The organism is Flavobacterium hydatis (assembly GCF_000737695.1).
Classification (GTDB): domain Bacteria; phylum Bacteroidota; class Bacteroidia; order Flavobacteriales; family Flavobacteriaceae; genus Flavobacterium; species Flavobacterium hydatis.
Genome location: NZ_JPRM01000053.1, coordinates 17941 through 29197 on the forward strand (window position 1 = coordinate 17941; position 11257 = coordinate 29197).

At 32.3% G+C, this 11257-nt stretch carries 15 protein-coding genes; 12 read left to right on the plus strand and 3 right to left on the minus strand.

The window, feature by feature from the left end:
• Nucleotides 1-109: 109 nt before the first annotated feature.
• Nucleotides 110-907: an ABC transporter substrate-binding protein gene (locus IW20_RS23150; protein ID WP_035628213.1), complete on the minus strand. Its 798-nt coding sequence runs from the start codon at nucleotides 905-907 to the stop codon at nucleotides 110-112.
• A 102-nt stretch (nucleotides 908-1009) separates the two neighbouring features.
• Complete coding sequence (gene pyrF / locus IW20_RS23155; protein ID WP_035628216.1) at nucleotides 1010-1831, minus strand: orotidine-5'-phosphate decarboxylase; 822 nt, start codon at nucleotides 1829-1831, stop codon at nucleotides 1010-1012.
• Between the two features lie 155 nt (nucleotides 1832-1986).
• Here pyrF and IW20_RS23160 point away from each other — a divergent pair, with 155 nt between their 5' ends.
• The 10 genes from IW20_RS23160 to IW20_RS23200 all read left to right on the plus strand — a co-directional run bounded on the left by IW20_RS23160 (nucleotide 1987) and on the right by IW20_RS23200 (nucleotide 8383).
• On the plus strand, nucleotides 1987-2460 hold the full coding sequence (locus IW20_RS23160; RefSeq protein WP_035628218.1) for a Dps family protein: 474 nt from the start codon (nucleotides 1987-1989) through the stop codon (nucleotides 2458-2460).
• A 439-nt stretch (nucleotides 2461-2899) separates the two neighbouring features.
• On the plus strand, nucleotides 2900-3454 hold the full coding sequence (locus tag IW20_RS23165) for a helix-turn-helix domain-containing protein (RefSeq protein WP_035628220.1): 555 nt from the start codon (nucleotides 2900-2902) through the stop codon (nucleotides 3452-3454).
• An 11-nt stretch (nucleotides 3455-3465) separates the two neighbouring features.
• A complete protein-coding gene (locus IW20_RS23170; RefSeq protein ID WP_035628221.1) occupies nucleotides 3466-3915 on the plus strand; it encodes a response regulator in 450 nt (149 codons plus the stop codon).
• A 10-nt stretch (nucleotides 3916-3925) separates the two neighbouring features.
• Nucleotides 3926-5713, plus strand: a complete 1788-nt coding sequence (locus IW20_RS23175) for a CHASE3 domain-containing protein (RefSeq protein WP_035628224.1) — start codon at nucleotides 3926-3928, stop codon at nucleotides 5711-5713.
• A gap of 202 nt (nucleotides 5714-5915) precedes the next feature.
• The gene (locus tag IW20_RS23180) at nucleotides 5916-6416 is read left to right on the plus strand and encodes a DUF4142 domain-containing protein (protein WP_051886143.1); all 501 of its coding nucleotides are present in this window, start codon (nucleotides 5916-5918) and stop codon (nucleotides 6414-6416) included.
• Nucleotides 6417-6465: 49 nt separating this feature from the next.
• Nucleotides 6466-7119 carry a porin family protein gene (locus tag IW20_RS23185; protein WP_035628226.1) on the plus strand — a complete coding sequence of 218 codons (654 nt, stop codon included), beginning with the start codon at nucleotides 6466-6468 and terminating at the stop codon, nucleotides 7117-7119.
• 35 nt (nucleotides 7120-7154) lie between these two features.
• Nucleotides 7155-7307 carry a lmo0937 family membrane protein gene (locus IW20_RS26080; RefSeq protein ID WP_117590099.1) on the plus strand — a complete coding sequence of 51 codons (153 nt, stop codon included), beginning with the start codon at nucleotides 7155-7157 and terminating at the stop codon, nucleotides 7305-7307.
• Nucleotides 7308-7344: 37 nt separating this feature from the next.
• Nucleotides 7345-7614: a YtxH domain-containing protein gene (locus tag IW20_RS23190; protein ID WP_035628229.1), complete on the plus strand. Its 270-nt coding sequence runs from the start codon at nucleotides 7345-7347 to the stop codon at nucleotides 7612-7614.
• Between the two features lie 39 nt (nucleotides 7615-7653).
• Nucleotides 7654-8007, plus strand: coding sequence for a hypothetical protein (locus IW20_RS23195; RefSeq protein WP_035628232.1), 354 nt, complete (start codon nucleotides 7654-7656; stop codon nucleotides 8005-8007).
• A 34-nt stretch (nucleotides 8008-8041) separates the two neighbouring features.
• Entirely contained in the window at nucleotides 8042-8383 is a 342-nt protein-coding gene (locus IW20_RS23200) for a hypothetical protein (RefSeq protein WP_035628234.1), read from the plus strand.
• A gap of 403 nt (nucleotides 8384-8786) precedes the next feature.
• On the opposite strand, the gene prfA is transcribed toward IW20_RS23200, so the two are convergent.
• Nucleotides 8787-9863, minus strand: a complete 1077-nt coding sequence (gene prfA, locus IW20_RS23205) for a peptide chain release factor 1 (protein WP_035628235.1) — start codon at nucleotides 9861-9863, stop codon at nucleotides 8787-8789.
• Nucleotides 9864-10171: 308 nt separating this feature from the next.
• On the opposite strand from prfA, the gene IW20_RS23210 reads away from it, so the two are divergent.
• Together IW20_RS23210 and IW20_RS23215 are read left to right on the plus strand one after the other, a co-directional pair.
• Complete coding sequence (locus IW20_RS23210; protein WP_035628237.1) at nucleotides 10172-10744, plus strand: hypothetical protein; 573 nt, start codon at nucleotides 10172-10174, stop codon at nucleotides 10742-10744.
• 10 nt (nucleotides 10745-10754) lie between these two features.
• Nucleotides 10755-11198 (plus strand): hypothetical protein, encoded by a 444-nt coding sequence (locus IW20_RS23215; protein WP_035628239.1) that lies wholly within the window; start codon nucleotides 10755-10757, stop codon nucleotides 11196-11198.
• The last annotated feature ends 59 nt before the right edge of the window (nucleotides 11199-11257 follow it).

Consider the following 11257-nt stretch of genomic DNA (forward strand, 5'->3'; position numbering starts at 1 on the left):
TTTTTTTGCCTTATAATTTCCTACATTTTAAAGCACACCAAAGTAAAGCTTCCTATTAAAGCATTAGGAAACCATTTATTTAAACCGTGAAATTCTTTATAAAAAAATATTATTGCAGGCGCTCGTGCATTTGCTTAAAATAGGAGAATGCTTTTAGCAAACGAGTTCCGTACCAAGAGAACATTTCGCCATCAACAAAAACAGTTTTGGCATGATGTGTAAATCGACCAATCTCGAATGCGTCTTCTTCTTTAAAGGGATATGGTTCTGAAGATAATAAAACGACATCAGGATCGCCCTCTAAACGCATTTTCTTAATTTCTATTTCGGGGTAACGCCCTTTATCAAGATATATGTTTGTAAAATGATTAAGTTTTAGCAACTCATTAATATAGTTATCTGAACCTGCAACCATAAAAGGGTTTTTCCAGATAAAATAAGCTGCTTTTTTAAAAGGGATGTCTTTTATAAAGGTTTTAAAATCCTGTAACCCAAAAGCCAACTTATCATTCCATTTTTGTGCTTCGGTACGACAATTAAACAATTGTCCGAAATCGGTAATCATCTGGAGATTATCTTCGATGGTTAAGATATTAGTTACCCAAACTGGACATATCTCAGATAATTGTTCAACAATTTCTTTTGTATTTTCTTCTTTATTACAAATGATAATATCAGGATTCAGTAATCGGATTTTCTCATAATGCACTTTCTTCGTTCCACCAACTATTTTCTTTGTTGATTTAAAATGATATGGATGAACACAAAATTTAGTTATCCCGATAATTTTATCTTCAAGACCTAAATCATAAAGCAATTCGGTTTGGGAAGGAACAAGCGAAATAATTCGTTTTGGTGCAGTTTCAAAAGAATGTGAAGTGCCGATTTGGTCTGTAAAAGTTTTCATTGGTTTAAAGTTTAAAGTTGCTCTAGTTTGAGAATTTTACCGCAAAGAACACAAAGCTTTGCGGACTTTGCGTAAAACCTTGCGACCTTTTCGGTTAAAAAATTAAACTTTAAGCTTTAAAATCTCTTCCATTTCTTGTTGTATCTTTAAAGCTTCTTCTCTTGCTTTATCGGCAAAATCTGTTCCTTTAGAAGCATAAATAATAGCACGTGAAGAATTAATAAGTAATCCTACTTTATTATTCATTCCGTATTTGCACACTTCTGATAAACTTCCGCCTTGAGCGCCAACTCCAGGAACTAGTAAAAAACTATCTGGAACAATCTTACGAATCTCTGTAAAATATTCGGCTTTGGTAGCTCCAACTACATACATTAGGTTTTCGCTATTTTTCCATGTTTTAGAAGTTTCAAGAACTTGCTTATATAATTCGGTACCATTTGTAATTAAAGTCTGGAAATCGAATGCACCTTCATTAGATGTTAGCGCTAACATTATAGTATGTTTATTTTCGAAAGCCAAGAAAGGTTCAACCGAATCTTTCCCCATATAAGGAGCAACTGTTACACTATCAAAGTTTAAATCTTCAAAAAAAGCTTTGGCATACATACTCGATGTATTACCTATATCGCCACGTTTGGCATCGGCAATTGTAAAAATATCAGGATGCTTCTCATTAATATAGTTAATCGTTTTTTGCAGTGATAACCACCCTTTTATTCCGTAAGCTTCATAAAAAGCTGTATTTGGTTTATAAGCAATTGCCAGATCGTGTGTGGCATCGATTATTGCCCTATTAAATTCAAAAATCGGATCTTCGGTTTCTAAAAGATGTTGCGGAATTTTGGTTAAATCGACATCTAAACCGATGCATAAAAATGATTTTTTTTGAAGAATTTGTTCGTGTAGTTGTTGTGTTGTCATATTGTAATTTGCTAGTGCGACAAAATTACAAATAATATTATTGGTATTCGAATTTCATCAAACATAGAATTCTTATAAAACAAGGCGGTAATTGTATAACAGGCTTGGCTTTTACTAAAGCTAAATTTGAAAAAACAACGTTTAAAGAAAATTACATGAAACCTAATATAGGAATAGCTCCAAAAGATTTAAAGAAAAGTGCCGATATCCTGACCTCAATTTTATCAAATGAAATGATATTGTATGTAAAAACAAGAAAATTTCATTGGAACATATCTGGAAACAGTTTTATGGAATTACATAAATTATTTGAAGAACAATATGGCGTTTTAGAAACTATTATTGATGAAGTAGCAGAAAGAATAAATCAGCTTGGCGAAAAAACAATCGGAACCATGACAGAATTTATTGGAAACTCGACATTGAAAGAATTTCCTAAAATGTATCCGTCACAAAAAGAAATGCTAAGTGAGTTATTAGAAAATCACGAACAGGTTATTACTGAGTTTAGAAAATACATACCTACATTCGAAAACGAAAATCACGATATTGGTTCTGCCGATTTTATCACTGGTTTATTAGAACAACACGAAAAAATGTCCTGGATATTAAGACGTTATCTAAGTTAAGTAGTATTAAAGTGGGAATCTTATAACAATCGCGGAAATAATTATAACATATTACATTTCAATATTTTATACATTTACATATAATACTTTTCGAAGTACTAATAAATTTAAAATAAAGAAAACGGGTTATGAAGAAAAGTTGAAATATTACACACTACATTTTCAGAGGATGATTTGATGTTTGCTGAAGTGAGGAAGTCGAAATAATTATTTTATGGCTTCAGCAAAAATTAGGGAAATCAAAAAAAGTAGAGAATCAAATCAATCTGATTTGTAAATTCTTTTTAACTCAGTTAGTACCGTCTAATTTTATATTAGACGGTATTTTTTTGTTAAATACTCAAATAATAACAGAGACTCCCTTACACTTACTTTACTGCTCATTTTATTACTACTTACCAATATTTTTTTATCTATCTTTAGCAATATTTTTTAAACGATGAAGTTATTTATTAAGTTTGACATCAATACCGTTTGCTCCCAATTTCTGAAACAGAAATTAGGCGAACGCCAAATAAATTATACACCGTTGGGTTTTGGAGAAATTGAATTGGATAAGAACCTAACATCCGAAGAATTGGATAGCATGAAGAATGAGTTAGAGCCTTTTGGGTTAGAAATTGTAGAGAATCAAAAGAGTGTATTAGTACAAAAAATAAAAGATGCTATTATAGAAATGGTTTTTATGGATGAAAACGGGAACAACTTAAAAAGTTCTGTTTATCTAGCCGAAAAATTAAATCATAGTTACGGATACTTATCAAACGTATTTTCAGAAGTTACTTATTCGTCTATTGAAAATTTCATCATTTTACAAAAAATCGAACGAGCCAAACATCTCATCATTATAAATGAAATGAGCTTGACCGAAATTGCATTTTTACTTAATTACTCCAGCGTTGCTCACTTGAGCACACAATTTAAAAACACAACAGGAATTACCCCTTCGGCCTTTCAGAGAATCATAAAAAAACGACGCGAAAACCTAAAATAAAGAATTTATAAATGCAGAAAAACGCATTACATATTTTACTGGCAGATGATGATGAAGATGATCGCCTTTTTTTCAAAGATGCCTTTGAAGAAGTAAAAATACAGACACAAGTACAATTTGCTCATGACGGAATGGAGTTAATGGAACATTTAATGCATCCTGATACAATATTGCCCGATATTTTATTTCTGGATTTAAATATGCCTAAAAAAACAGGTAAAGAATGCTTGATGGAAATAAAAAAAGCAGACCATTTAAAACACCTTATAATTGCCATCTACTCTACTTCTTCATCAGAAGAAGATATTGAAGATACATTTATACAAGGAGCAAATATTTACATTAAAAAGCCAAGCAATTTTAATGCTCTAAAAAAAATAATTAATGAAGTTGTAACTCTAAATTGGCATTATCACACTTCAGGTTTAAACCGTGATACCTTTTTGTTACGCTTAAAATAATTAAAAACGAATGAAATTGATACCCAATTTTAATTCCCCACGTGCGCTGAGGATTATTTTTGCAATATCGATATTTATTTTATTGTTTATTTCATCGGTATCCTATCAACACAATCGTGACTTGCAGAATTCTAGCAAGTCGATGATGCATACCTATGAAATAAACATTCAATTAGAACGACTACTTTCGTTTGTAAAAGATGCCGAAACAGGCCAGAGAGGTTATATAATAACCAAAAACAGCCGTTTTCTTGCCCCATACCTATTTTCTCGCGATAAAGTAAACCGATCTTTTATTGCTCTTAGAAAATTAACGGCCGACAATCCTAAGCAACAAAAAAACCTCAAGAACCTGTTTGATTTAATCATTCAGCGTTATACCTATCTTGAAGGTTCTCTAAAATACAGCAACGAAAAAACCTATGACAAAAGGAAACTCGACAACTGTATGTTTGGAGGAAGAATCGTCATGGAAAACATTCGCTTTCAGATAGATGAAATGAATGATTTTGAAAAAGATATATTGCAAAAAAGGCAAAAAATATATCAAAGCGAGATTTCATTAACTCCTGTTTTTACCATATCCTTATTTCTGGTAGCACTTTCGCTTATTTTGCTTTCGTACAGACAAATTAGTAATGATATTGATCGCTTGCGTGTGTTTAACAAAAAGCTTTTAATTTCGAGCAAACTAATGGCAGAGTCCGAAATAATTGGAGCTTTTAGCACTTGGCAATGGGATTTAGGAACCGATAAAATGGTCTATTCAGACAATCAATATCGTTTATTAGGTTATCCGCCAAACTCTTTTGTTCCAGAAAAAGATACCTTTCTAGATTTTGTACATCCAGAGGATAAACAAGCTTTCTCGAACCTAATGCAAGGGATTATCGATAACAAACAACTTCCGCTTATTTACTACAAAATTATCAAAAAAAATGGCGATATCAGATACTTTAAATCCATTGGTAAACTCTTAATAGACGAGCAAGGAAGTAAGATTATGTTAGGAATAACATTTGATATTACCGAAGAACATTTTCAAAACATTGCCATTTACGAACGTAACAAAGAGCTAGAAAAAACAAATAAAGAATTGGCATCCTTTAACCATGTTGCCAGTCACGATTTGCAAGAACCACTTCGTAAAATCCAAACTTTTATCTCGAGATTCTCCGATGATGATAAAGCAGCTTTGTCTGAAAGCGGAAGAGAATACATTAATAGGATTGGAGTATCGGCAAAGAGAATGCGTATTTTAATTGATGACTTATTGTTGTTCTCCAGAACTAATACTACTAAGAAAGAATTCTTAAAAACGAATTTAAACGATTTGCTCGAAAAAGTAAGACTAGAATTCACTGAGATTCTTCAGGAGAAAAACGCCATTATCTTATCGGATAAATTACCCAAACTACATGTTATTCCGTACCAAATAGAACAGCTTTTTATTAACCTAATCAGCAATTCATTAAAATACAGTTTGCCAGATGTTTTACCAAAAATCAGTATTTCATGTACCAAAATTCATGCTACCGAATTTCCTGATTTGCTAGAACAATCTATAAAAAAATATTACAAAATCACGTTTACCGATAACGGAATGGGATTTGACCCACAGTTTAAAGAAACCATTTTTGTATTGTTTCAACGCTTACATTCTAAAACAGATCAATATCCTGGAACCGGAATTGGTCTGGCTATTTGCAAAAAAATTGTCGAAAACCATAAAGGTCATATCATTGCCGATAGTACTCCGGGCAAAGGATCAGTTTTTACCATTTTTCTTCCCGAGTAATCCCCTCAAAAAACTAACTTTTATCGTTATATAATTCATATTATGGGAATTATATAACGATTCTTTTTTATGCTGTAAAGTATTAATTGTATTTAGGTTGCAACTTTGTAATATAAACTTTTATGAAGTGAAAATTAACCCACTGTCCCCCTCTAAATTTTTGCTTGTTAAAGCAATTTTTGTCTTTGTAATCTTGACGACAATGCTTTCATGCAAAAAAAACGAAGCGCTAGAAAAAACATCAGATAATGATATGTTTAGTAAAACTGCTTCGGAAGAAATTGATGCTTATTTTTTAATCGCTACAGCTAATATTAGTAAAGCTATCATATCAAAAAGTCAAATTGCTCAGCAAAAATGCCAAGAGGATAAAATACGAAAGTTAAGCAGTGAAATAGAAACCAATCAGAATGAATTGCTCCATGAAATAGCCCGAATGGCTAACCAAAAGCTAATCATTATTATAAATACCGATGAAAAGGAAACTAATAACGATTTATATTCCTTGATTGATGCAACCAAGGCCGATTTTGACAGAGCATACATAGATTTAATAATCGAATCTATAAGCGATCAGATCGAATTATTAAAATCGATAACTAGAGAAACCAATGATACTGATATAATAAAACTATCGATTAAATATTTGCCAACACAATACCGCTTTCTGGACACAGCAAAAGCGCTAAAAAAAGAATCATGATTATCTAAATAGTAACAACGTAATTTATAAGCCCTAAAATTTTAAAACCATGAAAAACAAAGCCCAATTATTACATGCCGTGACATTATTTATTTCAGCTTCTTTTGGAGTATTACAAGCCCAAAACACTCCCGTAAATGCCGAATTCGGAATAAAAGGAGGAGCAAATATGTCTAATCTTTATTCTGGAGAAGTCGATGACAAAAATGCCATATATGGCTTTAATGTCGGAGTTTATGCTGCATTTCCTATCGCAGACAACATCTTCATACAACCCGAGATATTATACACAACCAAGGGCGCAGAGTTAGAATACAATAGCGCTTTTGTAAGTGGTGTAGGTCGTTTTAGACTTAATTATATCGAAGTTCCCTTATTAGTAAAATTTAAAGTAACACAAAACTTCAATGTTCATGTAGGAGGTTACGCCTCTTATTTGGTCGACGGAAAAGTTACTAACGAATCTAGTGCTGGTTCAGCATTCGACTTTGAGGAGAATATCAATGCCGATGATTTTAATCGATTTGATGCAGGATTATCCGCAGGAGTCGGAATCGATTTTGACCCATTAAGCATAGGTTTACGTTATAATTACGGACTAACAACCGTAGGGAAAGAACGTAGTTTTTTAGGAACAAACTATACTTTTCCAGATGCCAAGAATAGCAATTTAAGCTTATACGTTGCGTATAAATTAAATTAAATATTCCACCATATTAACCCTTAAACATAAACGCCATGTCAAATTTATTATACACCATCGCCGTTATTTTAGTCATTATGTGGGCTCTAGGATTTTTTGTTTACAGCCTAGGAAGCATCATTCATATTTTATTAGTAATTGCCATTATAGCAGTTCTTTTCAGATTAATTAAAGGCAAAGAAGTTTAGGAACAAATTATATTATTAAACATTAAATACAAATATTATGAAAACTAGTAACACCATTTTAGGAATTATCGGAGCTGCAGCAGCAGGAGCATTATTAGGAGTATTGTTTGCACCAGACAAAGGATCAAAAACCAGACAAAAAATAGCTGACAAAAGCAAAGATTACAAAGACGATTTTAAAGGCAAATTAGATAATATCGTAAGTACTATTTCATCAAATAGTAAAGACCTTATGAATCAAGGAAAAGCCAAATACAATCATGCAAAAGCCGAAGTAAGCGACGGAATTGAGCATGTAACTAATTAAGAAGAAGTGTGATTTTATTTAATAAGCAAACGCAATCAGATGGAAACTAAAACGACAACAACAACAGATACACTTTTTGATAAGGCCGAAAATTATACCAAAACGAGTTTTGAACTTTTCAAGCTTAAATCGGTATCCATATCCGCCGATGTTTTATCATCCCTAACATCGCAAATTATTGTTGCTGTTGTTGTTGTTTTTTTTAGTTTATTCCTCAACATTGGGCTTAGTTTATTAATAGGTCAGCTGCTTGGCGAGTATTATTACGGATTTTTCGTACTAGCATTTGCCTACCTCATCCTTGCCATCTTATTGTATAAAAATCAGAATAAATGGATTAAGAAACCAATAGGAAACATCATAATTACGCTTTTATTAAAAAACAGGAATTAAATGATTTGAAAACTAATTTTTAAAACAATTCATTATGAAAACCAATAACGCAACCGATGATTTAAATCAGATGATTTTGCAATTAAAAAATCAGCAAGAAGCCGAATGGATTGATTTAAAAGATAAATTTCATGATCTAAAAGAAAATTTAAAACCGCTCAATATAATAAAAGACACCTTAGAAGAAATTAATAGCGGCATCGATATAAAAAGCAATTTACTACAATCTATCTTTAGTATTGCCGCAGGATATTTATCCAAAAGAATACTAGTAGGAACCACACATAATAAAGTAACAAAATTCTTTGGCTCGATATTTCAGCTAGTTGTTACTAATTTCATTTCGAGAAAAACGGCTGCGCATAGTAAGGATTAAACGCAAAAAATTTTACCGCAAAGTGAGCAAAGTTTTTCGCAAAGGTCGCAAAGTTTTAAAGTCTATAACTAGAGAAATTAGAGGAAATTCGTGGCATTCGTGGCAGAAATTTTTAACGCAAAGTTACGCGAAGACTTACGCAAAGGCCGCAAAGCTTCTCTCCAATATTGTCATTTCGAAGAATGAGAAATCTCCACGAGTAGCTCGACAAAGATTATGGAGTTTCTTGTGAAGATTTCTCATTCTTCGAAATGACAAGTTTGTGGCTACATTGTGTTTTTATAAAAAAACTAATCGCAACGCCTTCAGACTTAGCATCTAAAAAAAAGACTGCTTTACTAATTGTAAAACAGTCATTTTTTTATCTTAGAAACTCAGAAACTTAGCCTCTTAGAAGCTTAATTTAAAAAACCTCTGAAGCTTCTTTTAATTTCTCAGTATTGTTAACCAATTGTAACTCATCTACAATTTTCTGGATATCACCATTCATGATGTTACCCAAATCATATAAAGTAAGACCAACACGGTGATCTGTTACACGTCCTTGAGCGTAGTTGTAGGTACGAATCTTAGCCGAACGGTCACCAGAACTTACTTGAGATGTACGCTTAGTAGCATCCTCAGCCTCTTTCTTAGCCAATTCTTGTTCGTACAAACGAGAACGTAAAACGTTTAACGCTTTATCTTTATTCTTGTGTTGCGATTTTTGATCCTGACATTGAGCCACCAAACCAGTTGGAATATGCGTTAAACGCACCGCCGATTTAGTAGTATTAACCGATTGTCCACCAGGTCCAGACGAACAGAAAAAGTCAACACGTACATCGTTCATATCAATTTGTACATCAAACTCTTCGGCTTCAGGAAGCACCATAACCGTAGCTGCCGATGTATGCACACGACCTTGCGTTTCAGTCTGAGGAACACGTTGTACACGGTGTACACCAGCTTCAAACTTAAGCGTACCGTAAACATCCTCGCCAGTAACCTCAAAGATAACCTCTTTAAAACCACCCGAAGTTCCCTCGTTCATATCTACAACCGAAGTTCTCCAACCACGGTTCTCACAATATTTAGTGTACATACGGAAAAGATCTCCAGCAAAAATACTTGCCTCATCTCCACCCGTACCAGCACGAATCTCTACCATTACGTTTTTGGCATCTTCAGGATCCTTAGGAATCAACATAAACTTAATTTCTTCCTCCAGTTCAGGCAATCTCTCCTTAGCTTCTTCTAGTTGCATTTTGGCCATTTCGACCATATCGGCATCGCTACCATCTGCAATTATTTCATTAGCCTCGTCTATATTTGCCATCAAAAGCACGTATTCGTCGCGTTTTTCCGCCAATGCTTTTAAGTTCTTGTACTCCTGATTCAATTGCACATAACGTTTCTGATCCGCAATAACATCCGGTTGGATGATTAAATCCGAAATCTCGTCGAAACGTTGTTTTACTATTTGAAGTCTATCTAACATTTTATAAATCCTTTATTTGGACTGCAAAATTACAAAATTTTTGTTTAAAATTCTATCATTAAAGTTCTGAGTTTTTTAGCCACAATTTCACAACATATTTTAACCTAATTATACCCTTTTTTAGGAGCTGTTTCCTGCTATCCGTTACAATCTTTTGTTCCGCTAAAGCTTCACAAAAGGATTTCCACTTCTATCAGGGCTAGAACATTCGCAATAAAAAGAGATTTTACGGTTTTCAGTAAAATATTTGAGTTAAAAGGAATTAGTTTTGGAAACAATAAAACCAATGATAACCAAAATATTATAATATGAAACTCAACAAAGCATTAATTACATTTTTATTTCTTTCAATCATCTCAATAAGTTATGCTCAAAAAGAAAAATCAAATTCTGAAACTAGGCAGTTTATTGATAATGCCGAAATAACACAGATAAATAAAGACTGGAATGTGAAAGCCGAATTTAAATCTGGACTTGGTGAAATAGTTTCTTTCTTTCCTGTTGAAGCAATTGATTTGAAATCAAATAAAAAAGTAAAGTCATTGCAAATGGATATGACAGTAATATATCAAATCGCGGGTAAAAACTATAATTATTTTAAATCTTCATGGATCGATTTAAATGAAGTAGATGAATTCATTCTTTTTATAGAACAATACGTTATTCCAAATCTTAAAGACAAGACCGAAAGAAAGCAATCGGTAACATATATTTTTAATTCAAGAGAAATAACATTCAGTTTTTATATTGAAAAAACTGCTAAAAGAATATCTATATATCTAAAAGATAATGGCACAACAGATTATGAGCATTATTTTTGGACAGAATCTCAGGTAAATAAAATTCCAGACTTACTTACAATGTTGAAAGAAGTTAAATAATTTTCACAACATGAAATCAATTATACCTTTTTTAGTTTTTTTTCTAATCATTAGTTGTAAACAAAGTGAACAAAAAGAAGCTGTCATAGAAGAACAAATTCAAACTCAAGAAATAAGTAAAGTTGAAGAAACCTTACTAAAAACCTTCACTTATAAAGATATTGCTAGGTATACAATGGCAGCTATTATGGATCACTCTCCAAAAATAATTAAAGTCTCCAAAAACAATGACTTGTATTATGTATCATATATAAGAAAATCTGATAATCAAAAATTTGAGTATAAAATAAAATTTAATGGTAATGAAATTCTTTGGGCAAATATTGATGGCAGATGGAGAGATTCAAAATATGATGAAAAAATAAGCTTTGTCGAAAAAGACAATCAAATTAATATAATTCAGATTTTTAGTGATGGTTCTAAATATGTCAAAGAATATAAAAAAGGAGAGTAAATAGATATCGCTTCTCCCGATAGCTATCAGAACAACCTAAGAGATTTTTATTTACTTAC

Coding starts and splice junctions, on each gene's coding strand:
- IW20_RS23185 (WP_035628226.1), top strand. CDS start 6,466: ATGAAAAACAAAGCCCAATTATTACATGCCGTGACATTATTTATTTCA.
- IW20_RS23190 (WP_035628229.1), top strand. CDS start 7,345: ATGAAAACTAGTAACACCATTTTAGGAATTATCGGAGCTGCAGCAGCA.
- IW20_RS23195 (WP_035628232.1), top strand. CDS start 7,654: ATGGAAACTAAAACGACAACAACAACAGATACACTTTTTGATAAGGCC.
- IW20_RS23200 (WP_035628234.1), top strand. CDS start 8,042: ATGAAAACCAATAACGCAACCGATGATTTAAATCAGATGATTTTGCAA.
- prfA (WP_035628235.1), bottom strand. CDS start 9,863: ATGTTAGATAGACTTCAAATAGTAAAACAACGTTTCGACGAGATTTCG.
- IW20_RS23175 (WP_035628224.1), top strand. CDS start 3,926: ATGAAATTGATACCCAATTTTAATTCCCCACGTGCGCTGAGGATTATT.
- pyrF (WP_035628216.1), bottom strand. CDS start 1,831: ATGACAACACAACAACTACACGAACAAATTCTTCAAAAAAAATCATTT.
- IW20_RS23180 (WP_051886143.1), top strand. CDS start 5,916: ATGCTTTCATGCAAAAAAAACGAAGCGCTAGAAAAAACATCAGATAAT.
- IW20_RS23165 (WP_035628220.1), top strand. CDS start 2,900: ATGAAGTTATTTATTAAGTTTGACATCAATACCGTTTGCTCCCAATTT.
- IW20_RS23170 (WP_035628221.1), top strand. CDS start 3,466: ATGCAGAAAAACGCATTACATATTTTACTGGCAGATGATGATGAAGAT.
- IW20_RS23150 (WP_035628213.1), bottom strand. CDS start 907: ATGAAAACTTTTACAGACCAAATCGGCACTTCACATTCTTTTGAAACT.
- IW20_RS23215 (WP_035628239.1), top strand. CDS start 10,755: ATGAAATCAATTATACCTTTTTTAGTTTTTTTTCTAATCATTAGTTGT.
- IW20_RS23160 (WP_035628218.1), top strand. CDS start 1,987: ATGAAACCTAATATAGGAATAGCTCCAAAAGATTTAAAGAAAAGTGCC.
- IW20_RS23210 (WP_035628237.1), top strand. CDS start 10,172: ATGAAACTCAACAAAGCATTAATTACATTTTTATTTCTTTCAATCATC.
- IW20_RS26080 (WP_117590099.1), top strand. CDS start 7,155: ATGTCAAATTTATTATACACCATCGCCGTTATTTTAGTCATTATGTGG.